The sequence below is a fragment of the Thomasclavelia cocleata genome, assembly GCF_900102365.1.
Taxonomy (GTDB): Bacteria; Bacillota_I; Bacilli_A; order Erysipelotrichales; family Coprobacillaceae; genus Thomasclavelia; species Thomasclavelia cocleata.
In genome coordinates, this window is sequence record NZ_FOIN01000020.1 from 1 (window position 1) to 21,580 (window position 21,580).

At 28.5% G+C, this 21,580-nt stretch carries 24 protein-coding genes, 1 riboswitch and 1 other annotated feature; of the genes, 19 read left to right on the forward strand and 5 right to left on the reverse strand.

What is annotated here, in order from left to right; translation table 11 throughout:
- The first annotated feature begins 101 nt into the window (after positions 1 to 101).
- The 11 genes from BMW96_RS08180 to BMW96_RS08230 all read left to right on the forward strand — a co-directional run bounded on the left by BMW96_RS08180 (position 102) and on the right by BMW96_RS08230 (position 10,044).
- A complete protein-coding gene (locus BMW96_RS08180; RefSeq protein WP_092354419.1) occupies positions 102 to 179 on the forward strand; it encodes a TnpV protein in 78 nt (25 codons plus the stop codon).
- A 249-nt stretch (positions 180 to 428) separates the two neighbouring features.
- On the forward strand, positions 429 to 764 hold the full coding sequence (locus tag BMW96_RS08185) for a hypothetical protein (RefSeq protein WP_092354333.1): 336 nt from the start codon (positions 429 to 431) through the stop codon (positions 762 to 764).
- Positions 757 to 1,212 (forward strand): phage holin family protein, encoded by a 456-nt coding sequence (locus tag BMW96_RS08190; protein WP_092354335.1) that lies wholly within the window; start codon positions 757 to 759, stop codon positions 1,210 to 1,212. Before BMW96_RS08185 ends, BMW96_RS08190 begins: the two co-directional genes overlap by 8 nt.
- Positions 1,205 to 2,050, forward strand: a complete 846-nt coding sequence (locus tag BMW96_RS08195; RefSeq protein ID WP_092354337.1) for a GH25 family lysozyme — start codon at positions 1,205 to 1,207, stop codon at positions 2,048 to 2,050. Before BMW96_RS08190 ends, BMW96_RS08195 begins: the two co-directional genes overlap by 8 nt.
- Positions 2,051 to 2,142: 92 nt before the next feature.
- On the forward strand, positions 2,143 to 4,395 hold the full coding sequence (locus BMW96_RS08200; protein WP_092354339.1) for a glycoside hydrolase domain-containing protein: 2,253 nt from the start codon (positions 2,143 to 2,145) through the stop codon (positions 4,393 to 4,395).
- A 133-nt stretch (positions 4,396 to 4,528) separates the two neighbouring features.
- Entirely contained in the window at positions 4,529 to 5,050 is a 522-nt protein-coding gene (locus BMW96_RS08205; RefSeq protein WP_092354341.1) for a YcxB family protein, read from the forward strand.
- Positions 5,051 to 5,180: 130 nt separating this feature from the next.
- Positions 5,181 to 5,822, forward strand: a complete 642-nt coding sequence (locus BMW96_RS08210; protein WP_092354343.1) for a hypothetical protein — start codon at positions 5,181 to 5,183, stop codon at positions 5,820 to 5,822.
- Positions 5,823 to 6,335 carry a hypothetical protein gene (locus BMW96_RS08215; protein ID WP_092354345.1) on the forward strand — a complete coding sequence of 171 codons (513 nt, stop codon included), beginning with the start codon at positions 5,823 to 5,825 and terminating at the stop codon, positions 6,333 to 6,335. It begins immediately after the preceding gene.
- A 489-nt stretch (positions 6,336 to 6,824) separates the two neighbouring features.
- Positions 6,825 to 6,989: a hypothetical protein gene (locus tag BMW96_RS14345; protein ID WP_211283629.1), complete on the forward strand. Its 165-nt coding sequence runs from the start codon at positions 6,825 to 6,827 to the stop codon at positions 6,987 to 6,989.
- A gap of 907 nt (positions 6,990 to 7,896) precedes the next feature.
- Positions 7,897 to 9,543: an RNA-binding domain-containing protein gene (locus BMW96_RS08225; protein WP_211283630.1), complete on the forward strand. Its 1,647-nt coding sequence runs from the start codon at positions 7,897 to 7,899 to the stop codon at positions 9,541 to 9,543.
- Between the two features lie 216 nt (positions 9,544 to 9,759).
- The gene (locus BMW96_RS08230) at positions 9,760 to 10,044 is read left to right on the forward strand and encodes a hypothetical protein (RefSeq protein ID WP_092354351.1); all 285 of its coding nucleotides are present in this window, start codon (positions 9,760 to 9,762) and stop codon (positions 10,042 to 10,044) included.
- A gap of 98 nt (positions 10,045 to 10,142) precedes the next feature.
- On the opposite strand, the gene thiD is transcribed toward BMW96_RS08230, so the two are convergent.
- The 4 genes from thiD to thiM are packed head-to-tail and all read right to left on the reverse strand — an operon-like array spanning position 10,143 to position 13,044.
- Entirely contained in the window at positions 10,143 to 10,946 is an 804-nt protein-coding gene (thiD, locus tag BMW96_RS08235; RefSeq protein WP_092354353.1) for a bifunctional hydroxymethylpyrimidine kinase/phosphomethylpyrimidine kinase, read from the reverse strand.
- On the reverse strand, positions 10,946 to 11,587 hold the full coding sequence (locus BMW96_RS08240) for an HAD family hydrolase (protein ID WP_092354355.1): 642 nt from the start codon (positions 11,585 to 11,587) through the stop codon (positions 10,946 to 10,948). The genes thiD and BMW96_RS08240 overlap by 1 nt, the downstream gene beginning before the upstream one ends.
- Positions 11,580 to 12,209 carry a thiamine phosphate synthase gene (thiE, locus tag BMW96_RS08245; RefSeq protein ID WP_244881290.1) on the reverse strand — a complete coding sequence of 210 codons (630 nt, stop codon included), beginning with the start codon at positions 12,207 to 12,209 and terminating at the stop codon, positions 11,580 to 11,582. The genes BMW96_RS08240 and thiE overlap by 8 nt, the downstream gene beginning before the upstream one ends.
- Complete coding sequence (gene thiM / locus BMW96_RS08250) at positions 12,199 to 13,044, reverse strand: hydroxyethylthiazole kinase (protein WP_092354357.1); 846 nt, start codon at positions 13,042 to 13,044, stop codon at positions 12,199 to 12,201. Before thiM ends, thiE begins: the two co-directional genes overlap by 11 nt.
- 61 nt (positions 13,045 to 13,105) lie before the next feature.
- A riboswitch (TPP riboswitch) is annotated at positions 13,106 to 13,211 on the reverse strand.
- A gap of 156 nt (positions 13,212 to 13,367) precedes the next feature.
- On the opposite strand from thiM, the gene BMW96_RS08255 reads away from it, so the two are divergent.
- The 4 genes from BMW96_RS08255 (at position 13,368) to BMW96_RS08270 (ending at position 18,003) form a co-directional block, all read left to right on the forward strand.
- Positions 13,368 to 14,786: an NAD(P)/FAD-dependent oxidoreductase gene (locus BMW96_RS08255; RefSeq protein ID WP_092354359.1), complete on the forward strand. Its 1,419-nt coding sequence runs from the start codon at positions 13,368 to 13,370 to the stop codon at positions 14,784 to 14,786.
- A gap of 343 nt (positions 14,787 to 15,129) precedes the next feature.
- A complete protein-coding gene (locus BMW96_RS08260) occupies positions 15,130 to 15,375 on the forward strand; it encodes a helix-hairpin-helix domain-containing protein (RefSeq protein WP_092354361.1) in 246 nt (81 codons plus the stop codon).
- Positions 15,376 to 15,417: 42 nt separating this feature from the next.
- Positions 15,418 to 15,653, forward strand: a binding site (T-box leader).
- Between the two features lie 33 nt (positions 15,654 to 15,686).
- Complete coding sequence (gene lysS, locus BMW96_RS08265; RefSeq protein WP_092354363.1) at positions 15,687 to 17,177, forward strand: lysine--tRNA ligase; 1,491 nt, start codon at positions 15,687 to 15,689, stop codon at positions 17,175 to 17,177.
- A gap of 415 nt (positions 17,178 to 17,592) precedes the next feature.
- Entirely contained in the window at positions 17,593 to 18,003 is a 411-nt protein-coding gene (locus tag BMW96_RS08270; RefSeq protein ID WP_092354365.1) for a DUF3795 domain-containing protein, read from the forward strand.
- A 224-nt stretch (positions 18,004 to 18,227) separates the two neighbouring features.
- Here BMW96_RS08270 and BMW96_RS08275 read toward each other — a convergent pair whose 3' ends face one another.
- Positions 18,228 to 18,461, reverse strand: a complete 234-nt coding sequence (locus tag BMW96_RS08275) for an IS3 family transposase (protein WP_418361235.1) — start codon at positions 18,459 to 18,461, stop codon at positions 18,228 to 18,230.
- Between the two features lie 216 nt (positions 18,462 to 18,677).
- Between BMW96_RS08275 and BMW96_RS08280 the strand changes: the two genes are divergently transcribed.
- The 4 genes from BMW96_RS08280 to BMW96_RS08295 all read left to right on the forward strand — a co-directional run bounded on the left by BMW96_RS08280 (position 18,678) and on the right by BMW96_RS08295 (position 21,530).
- On the forward strand, positions 18,678 to 18,908 hold the full coding sequence (locus BMW96_RS08280; RefSeq protein ID WP_218139417.1) for an integrase core domain-containing protein: 231 nt from the start codon (positions 18,678 to 18,680) through the stop codon (positions 18,906 to 18,908).
- 818 nt (positions 18,909 to 19,726) lie between these two features.
- Complete coding sequence (locus BMW96_RS08285; RefSeq protein WP_092354369.1) at positions 19,727 to 20,002, forward strand: ribbon-helix-helix domain-containing protein; 276 nt, start codon at positions 19,727 to 19,729, stop codon at positions 20,000 to 20,002.
- 596 nt (positions 20,003 to 20,598) lie between these two features.
- Positions 20,599 to 21,003: a ribbon-helix-helix domain-containing protein gene (locus BMW96_RS08290; protein ID WP_092354371.1), complete on the forward strand. Its 405-nt coding sequence runs from the start codon at positions 20,599 to 20,601 to the stop codon at positions 21,001 to 21,003.
- A 254-nt stretch (positions 21,004 to 21,257) separates the two neighbouring features.
- Positions 21,258 to 21,530 (forward strand): ArsR/SmtB family transcription factor, encoded by a 273-nt coding sequence (locus BMW96_RS08295; RefSeq protein WP_092354373.1) that lies wholly within the window; start codon positions 21,258 to 21,260, stop codon positions 21,528 to 21,530.
- Positions 21,531 to 21,580: the final 50 nt, after the last annotated feature.

The following is a 21,580-nucleotide window of genomic DNA, read 5'->3' on the forward strand; positions in this document are numbered from 1 at the left end:
ATTTATCACCAAATGAGTATGAGATGAGATACATGTTAGAGTAAACTAACTAAATTTCTTACATTTAGTTAGTCCGAATTCTTGACATAGGACCAGATCAAATGAAGTGGGTACGAGAAATGAATAACATTCAAAATTGTGTTGAGGAAGTTATTTTGAAAGAATATATTTATGAATAAAAATACAGAAGATCAGTTTATCTTGATCTTCTTTTTTTATAAGATATACAGTTTGCTTGGATAAATATGTGAATTTAATAGAGAAAAAATGTAAAAAAACAGAAAATGGAATTCTATAATTGATGACAGTAGATGCAAAAATTAAAATAACTTTAACTTTGTGAAGAAAAGCACAATCGTGCTTAAAAAGTTTTATAAAATAATTTTGTAAAACGTTTTACAAGGTGTAGGAAAGGTAAGTGATTGAAAATGATTTATTCATTTGATGAGATTGAACTTACTTTGAAAATGTATCCTATTGCTAAAAATCATTTGTTAGAATTAGAACAAAGTTTTAATTTAAGTAATTTTCAAACAGATTTTTCAAGGAACTATTATTACTATTCCTATATTGTCGATAAAGTTAATTTATGGATTGATAATCTTTTGCCAGATGAAAAAGAAGTAATAATGAGGCGTATCTTCTTAAAACAAACATTTGACTATATATCTATACAATTAGGTTATGCTAATCATAGTTCTGTTGATAGGAAATATAAGAAAATCATTAATAAAATAAGAGATTTAGGAGGAAATGATGGATAATATATTTGAATATTTGAAATATGTATATTCATTAATTATTGCGATGTTATCGTGTTTCTTAGGGGAACATTGGATTTTGTTTATACTCTATCTTACTTTAAATATTATTGATACTTTTACAGGTTGGGCAAAAGCAAGAATATTAAATAAAGAAAGCTCTAAAGTTGCAATGATAGGTATAATTAGGAAAATGTGTTATTGGGTTTTAATTCTAGTAGCTTTTCTTATACCAATCATTTTCCAAGAAATTGGAAGTGTTATAGGCATTGATTTTTCAGTAACTATTATTCTAGGGTGGTTTGTAGTAGCTAGTCTTATTATTAATGAATGTCGCAGTATATTAGAAAATTTAGTTGAAGCTGGATGTCAAGTGCCTAATTTCCTTATTAAAGGATTAGAAGTAACGGCAAAAAAATTAGAAGAAATAGAGGAAAAAGAAAATGAGTAAATATATTATAGATGTATCATATCATAACGGAAAAATAGATTTAAATGAAGCAAAAAATATGATAGCGGGAATTGTTGCTAGATGTTCTTATGGCTGGAGCAAGAGTAATATAGATAAACAATGGAATGACAATGCAACACAGGCAAACACGTTGAATATACCGTTATTTGCATATCATTTCTGTTATGCAAAAAATGCAAGTCAAGCTAAACAAGAAGCAAAATTAGCATTGAAAGCGTGCTCTGGTTATGATGTCAAAGTTATTTATTATGATATGGAGTATAGCAAAACACAAGGAGACCTTAGTAATGAATTATATTATGTTATAGCCAAATCTTTTTGTGATGAGATTGAAAAAGCAGGTTATTCAGTAGGAATTTATGCTAATCAAGATTGGTTTAAAAACAGATTAACTCATAATGGTTTTTCTGCATGGACACTGTGGTTAGCTAATTATGGAAAAAATGATGGATATGATAATTGGAATGGGAATTTGCAATATAATCCGTTCAATCATGTCCATCTTCATCAATTTACTTCAAGAGCAAAACATGGTGTTCTAAAAGAAATAAAAGGAATTAGTTCAAGTGGATTAGACTGTAGCTTGGATTATGGAGTGTTAGATATATTTGTGAAAAAAAGTGAAGATAAAGTTGAGTATAAAGTCGGAGATATAGTAAGAGTAAAAAAAGGATCTAAATGGTATGATGGTGAAAGTATAGCTAGTTTCGTTTATGAGAATGAATATGAAATTATTCAAATAAATGATGATAGGGTAGTAATAGGAATTAATGGTAAAGTAACAGGAGCAATTTCAAAGAAAAATTTATTTAAATAAAAAGGCACAATTGTGCTTAAAAAAGAGTATATGATAAAAATGTAGAGAAAATACCGGTATTAATCTACAAAATGAATTAGGAGGAAAATACAATGGCAGATGAAAATGTAAAAAAAGCGCAAAGATATTTAAACAGTATGTATGGTCATCGTTCGGAATGGGTAAAATTGGAAGAAGATGGTATTACAGGAACAGGTACATGTCAAGGAATTATTAGAGCGTTTCAAATTGAAAATGGAGTTACACCAGTTACAGGTAATGTTGGTGATGTTACATTAGATAAAATGAGATCATTACCAAAAATTTCAAAGATGAATGCTAATGATAAAAGTAATGCAAATGTTTGTATTTTACAATGTGCATTATTTGCAAAGGGATTTAATGCAGGTGGTATTACTGGAATTTATTATACTACAGGTGTTAATGCAGTTACTCAATTTCAAGCATATGCTAATCTAGAACAAACAGGAATTATTGATTGGAAAGTATGGATGGGATTAGTTTCACTTAACTGGTTTACTATGTCTAGTGGAGGAGATACTAATATTAGGACTATTCAAAGACAATTAAATGCTGACTGGTCTGATATTATTGGTGTAGGTCCTTGTGATGGTGTTGTGTCAAGATTTACTGCTTACGCATTAATTGCAGCATTACAAGCTGCAGAAGGTATTTACACAGATTTTATAGGAAGCCTTGATGGGACTAATTTTGGTAATCAGACAACAGATAAATTTCCAGATGTATTAAAAGAAAACCAGAATGGTGATTTTATAAAATTTAACAAATTAGTACAATATGGTCTATATACAAATGGTTATAATCCTAGAAGATTTGATGGGATTTTTGATTCAACAACTAAAGAAAGAGTATCAGAATTTCAAGAGTTTTATGCACTTACCGGAATAGGGCTTGTAACACAAGGTGAAGTAAACTGTGCAACTATGAAATCATTGCTTACTAGTAAAGGTGATACAAGCAGAAAGGCAAAAGCATGCGATTGTTCAACAGTTTTAAATAAACAGCAAGCTTTAGACTTAAAAGCAGCAGGATATCAAGTTGTAGGTAGATATTTAACTGGAACTGTTGGTTCAAGTACAAGAAAGTTTATTACTTTTGAAGAAATTGAAAATATTAAAAATGCAGGATTAAGAGTATTCCCTATTTATCAAGATGGAGGATACAGATTAGAGTATTTTCAAGATTTAAGACAAGGAACAGTGGATGCTCATACTGCAATTGCATCAGCAAAGCGTATTGGTATCCCAAGTGGAACTACTATTTATTTTGCGGTTGATTTTGATTGTTATAGTTATCAAATGTCGTCATTTATTGTACCTTATTTTAGAAAATTGAACTTAGTATTTAATAGTTCTACAAACTCAAAGAAATATAAAGTAGGAATTTATGGTCCAAGATATGTGTGTTCGTATATTAGCGATTTAGGACTTGCAAAATATTCATTTGTAGCAGATATGTCTAGTGGTTTTAGTTGTAATTTAGGCTATCCTATTCCGAAAAATTGGGCTTTTGATCAGTTTTTTGAATTAAATGATAATAATGGTGGTAAATTCCAATCTAGTCCTTCTTTTGATTTAGATAAAGATGGATACTCAGGAAGAGATACTGGTATTTCTACTTTTGATGATGTTCCATATTTAACACCAGATCAATTAGCAGAAAAGAATTCCAATATTATGTTAGATGCTCAAAGAGATCAATATGTTTATAATGTATTTGAACCTTTAGGTTATTTAGATGTAGTTAATAATGGTAGTCTTACTTATAACGAAGAATTTTTGTTGAATACTATTTTATTAAATGGTTTGACAATTAAAATAACAGCAGAAGTATCTGATACATTAACTACTGATTTTGATAGTACTCCGATTACAATCGATTTAAACAATGAAGGAGAATTATCGACATCTTGTGAAGCAGAAATAGAAGGTATGATTGCAGGTATAGAAATTGGTGATTTTGAAAATATTGATATTATTAATTCTACTATCAATGATTTAAAAGATGTTGCTGTATCAGTGACATCAGGACAAATAGGTGTGAAAGTGAATTTGAATGGAACTTATCCAAAATTAACATTTGTTATCACTTCAGATGATATTTTTCCAGATTCTGTTTCTGTAGATCAAGAAATCACAGTTGAAATAAGTTTTGAAATTATTCCAACCCCAACACCTGATGTGGATTATGAATTGGTTTTAGAAACTCTAGCTATTAGTGCACTATCTGTTGCAGCTGTTATTGGATTAATAGCATTGCTATCTAATCCAGGAACTGCATCATTAGCTCCAGAATATTTAATAGCTTTAGGTGTTTTTGCATAAAATTACTTAAGAATTGTATCTATCTTTAAAAGATAAATACAATTCTTTTTATATTGCCTAAATTTAGTATATAAAAATAGTTGACAGATAATGATGATATGATAATATTCTCTTATTAAAGGGGGAATATCGAATGAGGATTGAAGTTAAAAATAATGTAATTAACAAAGAAGTTCTTGAAAGGAATAAAAATTATTTAATACCTAATTGGAAGAATTATTTGGCAAGAATATCTATTACATTTTTTCTTGTATTATCTATAATCTGTTTAATACAAGGAACTTTTAAAATGAGAATATATGCATTTGCAGCTTTTACAGTTGCAGTAGTGTTTTTCTTCGTTTATATTTACGTTACTAAAAGAAACATCAATTTAATTTTATCTAAACAAATTGAGGTGTCAGGAAAAGAAGAATTTTTTTATTCGTTAATCTTTGAAAATAATAGTGTCAATACAATTTTATCCAGTGATAAAAAAAGTCAAATAAAGTATGAAGATATTAACAAGATAATTGATACCCCAAAAGATTTTGTGTTTATCAGTAAACATAACTCTTTTATTATTTGTCAAAAAGATAATTTAAAAAGCGATGAAAAAGAAAAAATATATGAAATAATAAAGCATATGAATATAAAATTGGTAAAGGGAAAATAAATGTTATATTCAATATATTGGGGAATGTTGTTTTGAAGATGAGGAATTAAATTTGTAAAAGAATTATTTTAAAAAAGTTGTTTACTAGAGGATTGTTTAAAAATATATAAAATATAAGGAAGTGTCTTATATGAATAAAAAAATATATAATTTATCTTTAAAAAAAGTATTATTGGTTATTTCTTTATTGATGATAATTGTAGGGTGTAAATCAAAAACAATAGAAATTCCATCAGTAGAAACTTCAGAAAATGAAAAAACACCTGTAGCAGATAATCATATCTTGCCTGTTTCTCTTAATGATGATGAAGCTTCAATATCTAGTGCTTATTTAATGAGTGAAGAAAATGAATTTTCTTCTACGTTTGTGTGCAAATATGATATTGGAGTTCATTCAAATTCATATAAAATAATAATTAAATCTAAATATCAAGAGATAGTTGAACATTTAGAAATGGATATCCCTTCTTCATTGAATATAACTAATCTGTATATTACAATGGATAATTATACTTTTATAGTTGCTTTATTTAATGGAACTGAATTGATTTCAAAACAAACATTAGATATCAGTAAGTACAATCAAGAAAGTGAAAATTTTGTATGTAAAGGAAGCACTAATAACAAGACACTTGTTACTGGACTTAGTAAAAAATTAAATAATGATCTTTCTATTTTTGATACAACTTTATTGATGGTGCATGGTGATGAAAAATGGAATGAGGATAATGAGGAGCGGATAAGATTAACAGTTACTTTGGAGGAACAGTAGATGAAAAAGATAATGATGTTTATAATGGTATTTTGCATAAGTCAAACATTTATTTTTGCTACTTCTGATAATATTAGTATTTATACCGTTGAAACTGAATCAGAAATTATAATTGATCAATTATATGAAAATAAAAATGTTGAAACATATAAATTTATAATTGAAAATGCGATTGAAGATGGTTGTATTAATATAACATATTCTATTGATAATCAAGTGGTTAAAAATGATAACAATATACTCGTCTTTCAAGAGAAAACAAGTTATTTTTTTATAGCCACAACACCAAAACATCTCTTTTTACGTCCTGATAAGAAGCATAAAAAACTTGTGAAAGGAAAAGTAGATGTAAGTAGTATTGATGAAGGATTTGTATATGCTATGCAAAATGTTGGATATATAAGAGAAGATAAATCTATGATTAGAAATGATGATTTAATTATGCGGTTTGAAAATGTTTATAATGATCATAATTATAAAATTGAATTTAAGTATAACGTGGCTACTAAGTAATAAAATCAGAGTTTAAAATTAAAAGTGGGTATTTTAGAAGTGTAAAGTATAATATTGTACCAATATATGATGGATTTAGTTTTATTGTTGATTATGTATATTAAACGAGTATGGAAAGGTTTAGTGACATCAATTTGACATCAAAAAATGTTTGAAATTAAAATAATAACTGTAAATTCACGAAAAAAGTATAATAAATCGACTAAAAATTGACGAAAATAATACTTATAAAATAAAGGTTATCATACGTTGGTGATTAATTGATACTAAAAACCCTTGATAAATTCAGGGGTTTTTCTTTTTTGTAGATGGTTCTGGTACTATTATAAAATAAATGTATATTTTGTTATGAAACGATTTATGAAACATGGGAATTTTTAAAAACATGAATACTTTTATATATTGTGAATATAATAAAAATTACGTATAATAAATAAGGAGAAATTCTACAATGATATTTAAAAGAAAAATCTATAAAAAATTATTAGAATGGAAAATGAATGTAATGGAGAAAAAGCATTATTAATAGAAGGAGCAAGACGTATAGCAGATGGAGGCATGCCACAAGCAGTTAAAGCAAATATGAAAGGAAATAATTTTTCTACTATAGATAATATAAAACGTCAGATTATTAATCTATATGAGGAAGATTAATAAAAATAGGTACTTCTGGAAAAATATCATTCAATACATAGACAGTTAGCTAAGGGTCAAAAAATATCGTATTTCATCTACATTAGGAAAAATAGTTACAGTTAGAAAAGAATTATTATTTGATTTAAGTGATTCTAAAACTGTAGTACCAAGCTATAATTCTACAGATCCTAGAGTGAATTTGTTATTAACCAAAGATTTAGATAGTTATAAACTTTATTTATCTGATATATGGTTATTTGTAACAAAATAGACCTATTATAGAAAACTAAATTGCTATCTGATAAATTGCCAGCGAATTTGGGATATTTATATGAAAATTTAATAGCACAATTGTTAGTTTCAATGAATAGAGGACTATATTATCATACATAAGAAAAAGAGGGGAGCACCCATTATTATGAGGTGGATTTTTTAATTTCAGAAGAAACTAAGATTTCGGCTATAAAAGTCAAATCATCAGCTTTAGGAAAATATAAATCAATTCAGGAATTTGTAAAAAAATATTCAAAGCATATAAATAATTGCTATGTTTTTTCACAAAAAGATTATCAGCAAGAAAAAATATATAGTGCCTATATATTTATTACCATTTATATAATTAAATAGGAATTAAGAATAATAAAATGTGGTAGAAGAAGTATAAACATTATAAATATATTCATGTTTATTGATGACAAAATTATTAAATTCAATATCAACTAAGTAACACTATTTAGGTACTAAAAAGTTCTTAAGGTTGTCCAAATTTAAAGACATATGTTTTTTAAAATCAATAAAGTTAAGCTTAGAGGATACAGTTCTAATGTATTTTGGAAAAATAAGATTTTAAATTTATTTCTTTAATTAATTTTGCTATTTTCATAGTTAAGTATAGTATAATATATGAACTAGAGGAGTGATGATAATGAATAGTTGTGAATTATTAGAATTAATAGAGCAGGGTGAAACTGAAACTACTGAATTTAAATCGTGGGTTAAGACGCCAGATTTTAAGAAATTTATAAAATTATGTGTAAAAGAAATAGTTGCTTTATCAAATTCTAGTGGAGGATATTTATTAGTTGGAGTTGAAGATGATCAAAGTATAACTGGTTGTATGGGTTATGATTTGCAAAATATTATAGAAAGTATTTATGATAGAACAATGCCTAATATATTTACTAAAGTTGAAGTTGTAAATATAGATAATAAAGATGTAATTGTTATTACAGTTGAAAAAGGAAATCAGTTGTATGGTACAACTTCGGGTGAGTATTTTAAACGACTAGGTAAAAATTCAAAACCTTATAATCCAATTAGTATTAAAGAAGATTTTATTGTAGATAAAGACTATTCAGCTCAAATCATAGGTCAATCAACTATAGATGATATTAATATGTTGGAAGTTTATAAGTTAAAAGAAAAATTAAAAATGAGGGATAAACAATCGACATTAGTTGAATTAGATGATTTGTCTTTTTTAAAGGACTTATCATTGTTAATAGATACTGAAGATGGACTTAAATTAAATGTTGCAGGTATGCTGTTTGTAGGAAAAGAGGAATCTATAAAAAGATATTTGCCACAAGCAGAATGTATATATTTACATTATAGTGATAGTAATCGTGATGAGTACGATAATAGATTAGATTTAAAAATACCAATTATTTCTGTTTTAGATAGATTAACTGAAAAAATTCAGGACTATAACCATTTGACTAATGTTCAGGTAGGATTGTTTAGATTAGAAATATATGATTTCTCAGAAAGAGTATTTCAAGAAGCACTGTTGAATGGATATACACATCGTCGATATGATAGTCCTGGATCAATTTATGTAAAGCATTATTCAGATAAATTGGTAATTGAGAGTCCAGGTGGCTTTATGGCAGATATTACTGCTGATAATATTATTACTCATCCATCATTACCTAGAAATAAATTAATTGCAGAAACATTGCAAAGGTTACGTTATGTTCAAAGATCAGGACAGGGTATTGATATTATGTATAGAGAGATGGTTTCTATGGGAAAACCATATCCTGAATATACAGTTTTCAATGATGCTATTCGTTTAACTTTATATAGTGTATTAGAAGATGAAGGATTTGTAAGGTTCATAACTGAAACACAAGATAAGAATATGTTCACATTTTCATTACCTGAATTGATGATATTAAGGTATTTATTTGAAAATAAAACTATTAATTTATCAACAGCAAAAGTACTTACTCAACAATCATTAAATGAAGTTAAACATGCACTTATAAGTTTAGAAAAGTATGGATTAATTGAATTGTCTGGGCGAGTATATATGATGACACCAAGTTCTTATCATAAAGTAAAATCAGATGTTCAATATACACAAGACAAAACTGTGACTTATTTAAAATCAAAATCACTCATTTTGGATTATTTATCAACACATGATAGTATCAATAATGAAACGATTAGAGAGTTATGTAGATGTACAAAAAAACAAGCAACAACTTTTTCAAGAAAAATGAGAGATGAGGGAATTATTGAAATGATAGGTAAAAGTACTGCTACAAGATATAAAAAAATAGATTAAATTTTTTAGAATTATAATGGACCGCAAATGGACCGCAAATGGACCGCAAATGGACCGCAAATGGACCGCAAAGAGGATTCAAGTTATCATTTATATGTTAAAAGTATTATTCTTTTATTTTTTTATAATATATAGGAGAGGAAATGTTATGATAATTATTGTTAAATAAGTAGGTATATTAAAACATGTGATATGTATTTAAATGGAGGTATGTTTATGGCTTTGTTTGATGATTTAAGTAAAAAAGCAGCTAAGTTTACAGAAAAAACAATTGAAAAATCTTCTGAATTAGCAGATACTGCTAAATTGAAGATTAGCATTAAAAGTGCACAATCAGATTTAGATGAACAATTTATTAAATTAGGGAAAGTTTATTATGAAATGATTTGCAAAGATAATGTATTTGATGAAGATACAGCAAAAATTGTTCAAGAGATAGATAGTATTAAAAGCAGGATAGATAAATTAGAAGATGATTTAAAAAAAGTTAAAAGAGATTAATATAAAAAACTATACTAATTAATAGTCGATTGTTAGTATAGTTTTTTGCATATTCCTTTATATTTTGACAAATCACTTCATTAAAAGTGTGTTAAAAATCAACGTTTATGTGAGTTTGAAAAATTCATATTCCAACAATGATTTAGTGGGCCGCTACCTTTTCCTAAATCTAAATTTGTATTTAATGCACCGGAAATATATTTCTTGGCTCTAACAACACTTTCGTTCATTGGATACCCGATTGCTAAATTTGATGCAATAGCTGAGGAAAGAGTACAACCAGTGCCATGTGTATTAGGATTATTAATTTTTTTACTTTCCAACCAGGTAATATTTCCCTGGTAATATAATAAGTCATCTGCTCTATCTTCAAAATGTCCGCCTTTTATTAAAATATAGCCATTATAAAAGGTGCTTATCTTTTGGGCAGCTTTAATCATTTTATTTTTGCTATCTATTATTATATCAGTTAGTACTTGAGCCTCGGGAATATTAGGCGTGATAATACTAGCAAGAGGAATAAGTGATTCTTTCAAAAGCTTTACAGCACTATCTGCCAAGAGTTGTGATCCACTAGTTGAAACCATAACTGGATCAATAACAATATTTTTTACTGGATACTGTTTTAGTTTAGTAACAATGGTTTTAATTAAAACAGGGCTTGAAACCATACCTATTTTAATAGCGTCAGGATAAATATCTTCAAAAACACAATCAAACTGTTCATTTAAAAATTGAGGTGTAACCTCCATAATATCACGTACACCAGTTGTATTTTGAGCAACTAGAGCTGTAATGATGCTCATTCCATATACTTTATGAGCAGTCATAGTCTTTAAATCTGCTTGTACACCTGCTCCACCAGTAGGATCAGTTCCAGCTATTGTTAATACTTTTTTCATTATAGCACCTCCATAAATTTCATATTTTTAAATGCTAAGTCACATATAGATTTAATTTTTATCCAATCATTTAAATTACTACGATCAGCAACTCCCCAAACAATGAATCCAGCTTTTTTTGCAGTGTTTATAGCATGTAAAGCATCTTCAATTACAATACATTCATTAATATTTAAATTAAGTTTTTTCATAGCGTAAATGTAAATATCACTATCCTGTTTTGTTAGATTGGTATCATCACATGTAATAATTTGATCAAAATAACTTATTAATTTGTGTCTGGTTAAAGTTTTGATAGTTAAATCACGTTTATTAGCAGTTAATAAACACATTTTTTTGTTTAAAATTGTGCATTTATTAATAAATTCCCTAACTCCTGTTTTTAAACTAACTTCATTTAAATATTGATACTCAATTAAATCAAAAAGCTGCTTTTGAATTTCTGACACAGTTTCATTGAAACAGTATTTGTTTTTTAGATAATTAATGGCATCTTTAATTGATAAAGGAGCTAAAATTCTTTTTAAATCATCGCTAACAATAATACCTCTATTCTTTAATAATGTTATAGCTACATTTTCCCAAATATTCATAGAATCAATAAGAGTTCCATCCATATCAATGATATATCCTTTAATCATGATTTAACTCCCTAACTAATTGACCACTAGCAGCAGTGATATCATTAGCTTTCATAATTGCAGAAACTACTGCTATACCAGCAATATTAATATCTTTTAGTTTAGAAATATTATCTAAGTTGATTCCACCAATTGCAACAACAGGAAGATCAATATTGTCACATATTTTTTTTAAACTATCTAATGTTACATTAGTAGCGTCATTCTTAGTTTCTGTAGAAAATATAGCACCAACTCCTACATAATCAGCTCCATCAATTTTAGCTTGAAATGCTTCTTTTAAGTTGTGAACTGAAACTCCTAATATTTTATCTGGTCCAATTTGTTTACGTACAATTGAAGCAGGAATATCATTTTGACCAATGTGAATACCATCACTATTTGTGGCTAAAGCAACTTCAAGGTTATCATTAATAATTAAAGGGATATGATACTTTTGACAAACTTTTTTTACATCTTTGGCAATACTTATAAATTCTTCGTTACTTAAATTTTTCTCTCGTAATTGAATTGTTGTTACACCACCTAAAATAGCTTTTTCTAAATCATCAGTAAGTTTACGTCCATTAAGCCATTTACGATCAGTAACAAGATACAATTTCAACATTTCTTTATAAAACATCAATTTTAACACCTGCTTTTAAATCTTTATATTTAATAGTGCTTAAAGCATCAATTAAATAAGTTCTAAAACTACTAGTTCCTTCATCACGATTTCTGATTTTTTGACTAGCAAGCTCACCGCAATATCCCATTAATGCAACTGTATAAGCAGTAGTTTCCAATAATGAACTTTGACCAACTGCAATAAACGCTCCAAGAATTGCTGAAAGCATACATCCTGTTCCAGTGATTTTAGACATTGTTGAACATCCATTATAAATTGCATATGCTTTATCTTTTGATGCAATGATATCAATAGCGCCAGTAATTGCAATAATAGCATTTGTTTCTTGACTAAATTTTTTTGCAAACTTAACTACTTCATCAAGGTTATCTTTTGTAACTATATCGTTTATACTGGCATCAACGCCTTGGGTTGTAGATGTATTTATGGCTAATGCTTTTATTTCAGAAATATTTCCTCTAATTACACTAAAACTAATATTTTTTAATAATTTTTTAGCACTTTCTGTACGGAATTTACTAGCACCAGCACCAACTGGATCAAAAATAATAGGGTGATTTAAATTATTAGCCATTTTACCTGCTGCTATCATTGATGTAATTGTACGTTCATTAAGAGTACCGATGTTTATTACCAATGAATTACAAATTGTTGTAATATCTTCAACTTCGTTAATATCATCTGCCATAATAGGACTTCCATTAACTGCTAAAATTGCATTTGCACAGTCATTAACAGTAACATAATTTGTAATACAATGAACTAATGGATTTCTTAACTTGATTTCATTATTTCTTAACTTGATTTCATTTAAAATATTCTCAAACATTTTCTTCCTCACTTTCCTTTAAATAAAAAGAGAATATGCCAATAAAACATATTCCCTATACTTATATAAGTAACTATGTTCCCTACGTTGGCATTATCCAAATCAGGTAATCGGTCGAAGTTCACAACTTCCTCTCAGCCTGTTTACAAGCTCCCGTGATTTCTTTTATATCATAACATTATTAAAACATTAGAGCAATAATTAGAGTAATATAAGTAATAATTTTGTGAAATTTGTTGATAATAATAGAAAGAATTGAATTTGTAAATGTTATAGAGTATAATTAATAGGGTTTGCGATAAAACCCAGAACGGAGCGATAGAATGAAAGAAAATTATGATGTTGTGGTTGTCGGTGCTGGTCCAGCAGGGATTATGGCATGTTATGAATTGTATTTAAAACAACCAGAATTGAAAGTATTGCTTATAGATAAGGGGCAAGATGTTATGAATCGTCATTGTCCGATTAAAGAAAAGAAAATTAAATCATGTCCGATTATAAAAAATGATGAACCAGGATGTTTACCAGCTTGTTCAATTACATCTGGATTTGGTGGGGCAGGGGCTTATTCAGATGGTAAATTCAATATCACAAGTGAGTTTGGTGGTTGGCTAACTGATTATTTATCAAATGATGAAGTTGAGGATATTATTAATTATGTTGATAATTTATATTTAAAACATGGAGCAACTAAAGATATTACAGATCCTACTACAGATAAAGTTAAAGATATTGAACATAGAGGCTATGCAGTTGGTTTGAAAATGCTAAGAGCTAAAGTAAGGCATTTAGGAACCGAAGAAAATTTACGTATTATGACAGAAATGTCTAATGAATTAAAACAACATGTAGATGTGGCATTTAGAACATCTGTTAAAGAAGTGGTAGTAGAAGATGGACATGCTACAGGAATAGTTTTAGAAAATGGAAAAATTATAAATGCTAAAAAAATTGTCTTAGCACCAGGACGTGATGGTTCTGCTTGGTTGACAAAGGTATTGAAACAACATGGTTTAGAATTATATAATAATCAAGTTGATATTGGGGTACGTGTTGAAACAAGTAATATCGTAATGGAAGAGATAAATAATAATTTATATGAAGGAAAGTTTATTTATAATACTAGTGTTGGAACAAAAGTTAGAACATTCTGTTCAAATCCCTCAGGACATGTGGTTATTGAAAATCATAGTGGGACTATGTTGGCAAATGGGCATGCTTTTCATGATCCAAAATTAGGTAGTAAAAATACTAATTTTGCATTACTGGTATCACATACTTTTAGTGAACCATTTAATCAGCCTAATGAATTTGCTCATGAGGTAAGTCGTTTAGCTAATAAATTGTCTAATGGAAGTGTTATTGTTCAGCGATATGGTGATATTAAAAGGGGACGGAGAACTACATATAAACGTTTAAAAGAAGGGTATACTGTTCCTACATTACCTGAAGCAGTTCCAGGTGACTTAGGGCTAGTATTACCTTATAATACTATGAAATCAATTATTGAAATGATTGAGGCATTGGATAATGTAACTCCAGGTATTGCTAATGAACACACATTATTATATGGGGTTGAAGCTAAATTTTACTCAGCTCGTCCTAAAGTAAGAGAAGGTTTTGAATGTGAAATTGATGATTTATATGTAGCGGGTGATGGTGCGGGTTTAACTAGAGGATTAGCCCAGGCAGGTGCAAATGGTATTATTGTGGCTCGTCATATAATTGAAAACATTAAATAATTAAATATGTTACTATTTATATTTAATTTGCTGATAAAAAGATATTATATATTATGAAATTTATTTTATGTAGTATACATTTTCATGTTTTTTTGCTAATTTCAAGGTTTTATTAGAGATAGAGAATAGTAACTTAAATATTTATATGTTTTATATTGTTTTTGTAATAAGAATTGATTCTTTAATTAGACAAGGATCAATTTTTTTTAATTGTTTTATTATTAAAGAATAAAAGTAATGGATATGGAAAAATTAGAACATATTTATAAATTATATAATTATTAAGAGGTTGAACTAGCTTTAAAGGGCAATTCTAAAGTATACTATAGTGGGGTGATATATAATGAGTGATCTTTTAAAAATACCATATGTTGGTAAAGCAACGGAAGCATCGTTAAAGTTGATTGGTTATGATACATTAGAGTCATTACAAGATGCAGATCCAGAATTGATGTATGAAAAAGAATGTGAAATAAGAAAACAAAAGATTGATCGTTGTCAATTATATATGTATCGTATGATAGTTTACTATGCAAATACCTCTAATCCTGATTCTAGTAAATTAAAATGGTGGTATTGGAAAGATTGATATTGACAAGAATGGCTAGATAAGTTAAGATTACAACGATAAATAAAGGCGATGAATAGAGGAGTAATTATATTAGTACATTTTAGAGAGTCTCGGTTGGTGAAAAGAGATAATGTAGGGTATAATGAAAAAAGACTAGGAGCTGTATCTAGGATATTAACATTGATTAGATAACGTAGGCCACGTTATAGGCAAAACTATTATTTGATAGTTGATGAGGTTAATAAGGTGACTTATTAATGAAATAGGGTGGTACCACGATGACTTTCGTCCCTTTGGGATGAGAGTTTTTTATATATTAGGAGGATAAAATGGAAGAAAGAAAGTTTAGCGAACAAGAATTAGTTCGTCGTGAGAAATTACAAGAATTAATTGATAAAGGGATAGATCCTTTTGGTCAAAGATTTGATGTTACTGCATATTCAAAAGAAATAAAGGAAACTTATGGTAGTAAAACACATGAAGAATTAGAAGAAATGGCAGTAGAAGTAAAAGTGGCTGGAAGAATCATGACAAAGCGTCGTAAAGGAAAAGTATGTTTTATGCATATCCAGGATCGTGATGGTCAAATCCAATTATATGTACGTAAAGATGCTGTTGGTGAAGATGTTTATGAAATAATCAAAAAAGGTGATATCGGAGATATCATTGGGGTTAAGGGAACTGTATTTATGACTAATACAGGTGAATGTTCAATCAAAGTTGAAGAATATACCCACTTAACTAAAGCATTACGCCCATTGCCAGAAAAATATCATGGTTTGAGTAATGTTGAAGAACGTTATCGTAGGAGATATGTTGATTTGATCATGAATGAGGAAGCTCGTAAAATTGCTTTTGCAAGACCAAAAATCATTCGTTCAATTCAAAATTATTTAGATGATAAAGGTTATGTTGAGGTTGAAACACCAGTTTTAAATCCAATTTTAGGTGGGGCAAGTGCTAGACCTTTTGTTACTCATCATAATACATTAGATATGGATTTCTATTTACGTATTGCAACTGAATTAGGATTAAAAAGGTTAATTGTTGGTGGTATGGATGCAGTATATGAAATTGGACGTTTATTTAGAAATGAAGGAATGGATCGTACACATAATCCTGAGTTTACTACTATTGAAGTATATAAGGCATTTAGTGATCTTGAGGGGATGATGGATTTAACAGAAGGTATTATTTCTAATGCTGCAAATGTTGTGTGTGGAACATATGATATTGAATATAAAGGAAATAAGATTTCTTTAGCACCAGGTTTTAAACGTATTTCTATGACTGATGCAATCAAAGAAAAAACAGGAATAGATTTTGCTGATCGATTATCTTTTGAGGATGCTAAAAAGTTAGCTGAAGAACATAATATTGATGTAGAACCACATTTTGGATATGGTCATATTATTAATGAATTTTTTGAAAAGTATGTTGAAGAAACAATTATTGAACCTACATTTGTATATGGGCATCCAATTGAAATTTCACCACTAGCTAAAAAGAATCTAGAAGATCCACGTTTTACACAACGTTTTGAATTATTTATTTGTGGTAATGAGTATGCTAATGCATTTACTGAATTAAATGATCCAATTGATCAATATGAAAGATTTGCTAATCAATTAAAAGAAAAAGAGTTGGGAAATGATGAAGCCAATGAAATGGATTTAGATTATGTAGAAGCATTGGAATATGGATTGCCACCAACAGGTGGAATGGGTATGGGAATTGACAGATTAGTAATGCTATTAACTGGACAAGAAAGTATCCAAGAGGTCATTCTTTTTCCTCAGATGAAACAAAGAAATAAATAATCATATCCTTATATAAGTGCTGTACAGCATATATATAATTGGAATTTATGCGATATAATCAATGCTTTTTACATTGTATAAGTATCATACACATAGTAGATAAAAATCATTGATTTTTCCGTAAAAATGGATTTTTTCCATAAATTTCCGTAAATTTTCCGTGAAAAGTAAGCAGATTTCATAGATGATATCTGCTTTTTATTTTGAAAAATAATTTGAAGAATGGATGTAATTGTTGGTATAAATTTTCTGTGTTACAATAATAAAAAAAGAATTTCATAAATTGAAAATTGGCAAAAAGTTCTATTTTGATGGATGTCAGTAAGATGAATTTAATTGTTAAAGATTTAGAGATATAGTAATATAGAAGAAGGAAGTTAATAAATTGGAATTTTACTGAAAGGAGTAAACAACCATGAAAATGCCAGAAAAAATTGATATAAGCATGTTTGCTCCATGTGGAATGAATTGTGAGGTTTGTTATAAGCATTGTTACAATAAAAAAACTTGTGCTGGGTGCTTAAACAGTGACAAAGGGAAACCTGAACATTGTCGTAAATGTAAAATAAAGGACTGTATCAAAGCAAAAGCATTATCCTATTGTTTTGAATGTACTGAATATCCATGTAAATTGATTAAAAATCTTGAAAAAAGCTATAACAAACGATATCAAGTAAGCCTCATAGAAAATAGTCATTTTATTCAAGAACAAGATTTGGATCATTTCATGGAACAGCAGAAAATAAAATATACTTGTTCTAAATGTGGTGGAATTATATCTATTCACGATAGAGAATGTAGTGAGTGCCAAGAAAAAATGAAATAGCAGAATTCTAGTTTATCTAAATTTAAGAAACTACTATGTTAACTCTAACTGATTAATTATACAAGACTAGATATTTTATTATTTTTAAAAGATAATGTTGCTGAAAATATTAAGGAGTCTAGTATATGGATAAAAGTACTAATATAAAAACAAAAACAGTTACAGTGATCTGGTCCCAGTCAAGTGGACACACAAAATAAATAAAGTTGATGACCCAATTGGTATTACTCTGATTGGGTTTTTAAGTTGTTTAGTAATTCATGATACTTTGCTATTCTTGGATTAAATGCAATCGGATATTGTTTAGGCTTTACTGTATTCATAGCTTCCATTCTTATTTCCATTGGTGCTTTTGAATTATAACGTTCCTGATAACGCTGGTAATTATAAAAATTTATATAATTACCAATTGCCTCTATTAAACTTTCTTTGTCATATATCTCATACATCTTATACATCTCTGTCTTGATTATCCCCCAAAGTCCTTCTGTTGGTCCATTATCCAAACAACATGCTACTCTTGACATTGACTGTATCATTCCTGTTCTTTTAGTTGGTTCTGAAATACAGGACTCGTGTATTGATAGCCTCGATCACTGTTATACCGAATTCAGTATAATTCTGATCGTGGAGTACACTATACATCACAAAAATATAAAGAATTGACAAAGGGGATGATACGAAGCTATTCAGGAAAAGGGAATCCATGGGATAATGCATGTATAGAATCATATCATGCAGTAATAAAAAGAGAGTGGCTAAACAGATTTAAGATAATGAACTATAAACATGCATACCAGCTGGTGTTTGAATATTTGGAGGGATTCTATAATACAGTAAGAATCCATTCGCATTGTGATTATTTATCACCAAATGAGTATGAGATGAGATATGTGTTAGAGTAAACTAACTAAATTTCTTACATTTAGTTAGTCCTAATTCTTGACATAGGACCAACCTTTTCTTATATTTGAAAGACATGTGGCAAAATGTAAAAGAAATTGAAAAATAGAACAATATCCACATCATTTTGTTATATGAATAAGGTTGTTTCAACAACAAAATTGCGTATGCAGGTTAAAGAAGCGAGGTCGCTTCACAGCACATCAACGGGCAATGCCCGTTGTTTCAAGGCTTTTTCCAACAAAAAAAGACGTCATGTTGTAACCTAGATGGTTATAACTGGCGTTATACTTTAAAAAATATGAGTGTTTAAGCCTTAACAAAGGTTGTTATATGTGACTCATTCAAAAAAATTGAGCAAAAATATGTAGAATAATGTAGATTGTAATGCTATAATCAAAGACGGAACAGCCATAACGGTAGGTGGTTATACCTTGGTCGATAGACCAGAGGTCGGAAACTCTGTTTATATAGATATCTCTTTAAGAGAAATTTGTTTAGACGGAGGTGGTGTACATGAGCGATTTTGAAATACTTTCATTAGTATTGATAATCCTATCAATTGTTGTAACACTACTCCTTGAGATAATCAAAGGAAACAAAAAATAACTACCTTTAACTTTGACGAGTGAGGTAGTTATTTCTGCTTCATAAATCCAGGGCATAACCGCTTATCGGTTGTTCCTTTTACATTTATATTATAGTTTATGTCAAAAACTATGTCAACATACATTTGATTTTATAATTTAAAATATATTAAGATGAAATGACTACTTAATTTAATAAGTAGTTTTTTGTTTTATAAAGAATGGAGAGTGTTATGGAAAAGATACAGAGAACTACAATATGGTTATCACCAAATATTATGAACAGTCTTGATGATATGAAATCAAAAGCAAACTGTAAAAGCAGAAGTGAATTTATTGAACAGACAATAAAATTTTATAGTGAATATAATGATTCCATGAATAAAGAACAGTATCTTCCATTATCGATATCATCTGCAATGAATGGAATGATTAAAGTAAGTGAAGATAGGATTTCAAAACGTTTATTTAAGAATACTGTTGAATTATCTATGATGACCTCCCAGTAGACAGCGTAAATAATTAAACACTGATACAGGAGGCTTTTATAATGGAAAGAAAAAATAAATATTCAAAAGAATTAGAACTATGAGTGTTTAAGCCTTAATGAGGGTTGTTATATGTGACTCATTCAAAAAATGAATAAAAATATGTAGAATAATGTAGACTGTAATGCTATAATCAAATACGGAACAGCCATAACGGTAGGTGGTTATGCTTTGGTCGATAGACCAGAGATCGAAAACTCTGTTTATATAGATATCTCTTTAAGAGAAATTTGTTTAAATGGAGGTGGTGCACATGAGCGATTTTGAAATATTATCATTAGTATTGATAATTATATCGATTGTTGTAACACTACTCCTTGAAATTATAAAAGGAAACAAAAAATAACTACCTCTTGCCTGGAAAACTGTGAGGTAGTTATTACTTCATAAAAACCCAAGGCATAACCGCTTATCGGTTGTTCCTTTTCAATTACATTATAGTTTATGTCAAAAACTATGTCAACATACATTTGATTTTATAATTTAAAATATATTAAGATGAAATAACTACTTAATTTAATAAGTGGTTTTTTGTTTTATAAAGAATGGAGAGTGTTATGGAAAAGATACAGAGAAGTACAATATGGTTATCACCAAATATTATGAACAGTCTTGACGATATGAAATCAAAAGCAAACTGTAAAAGCAGAAGTGAATTTATTGAACAGGCAATAAAATTTTATAGTGAATATAATGATTCCATGAATAAAGGACAGTATCTTCCCTTGTCTATTTCATCGGCAATGAATGGAATGATTAAAGTAAGTGAAGATAGGATTTCAAAACGTTTATTTAAGAATACTGTTGAATTATCTATGATCATGAATGTCTTATCAGCAACAGTAGATATAGATAATGATACACTTAAAAAATTAAGAGTAAAATGTATCAGAGAAATTAATGGAATAAATGGAAAACTTGATTTTGAAGAAATTAACAGATACCAAAAAAGTTGGTGCTAGAATGACGAAGCTATTGATATAGAACCGGAAGATATTAGTGCAAGCGGTTCAGTGGTGTTTATTTGGAAAATAGAATCATAAAATAAATTTGATTTTTTATTTTATAATATAACTAGATGTTGGATAGGAGAAGAAGACTCATATCCAGCTGTTTTTTTATGTTAGAAAGTATGAGATATTAAATATATAAACATTGACATTTATCGATATGTTTGATAAGATTATATCGAAGAATATGAATGTGAGGTGGATTCGTGGAAAAAGATTATGAGAAAGATGCTAGAATTTTTAAAGCATTTTGTGATCCAAATAGACTAAAAATTTTAGACATATTAAAGGTAGGAGAATATTGTGCATGTAAACTTTTAGATATATTAGATGTTAGTCAATCAACATTGTCACATCATATGAAAATATTAACAGACTCAGGAATTGTTAATGTTAGAAAAGAAGGAAAATGGTCACACTATTCTTTGTCAGAAGATGGGATCCAAATAGCTATTGATTATCTTAGTCAAATGAAATAAATAGAAAGAAAGCCACCAAAACGGTGGCTAAAATAAAAAAATATAAATCG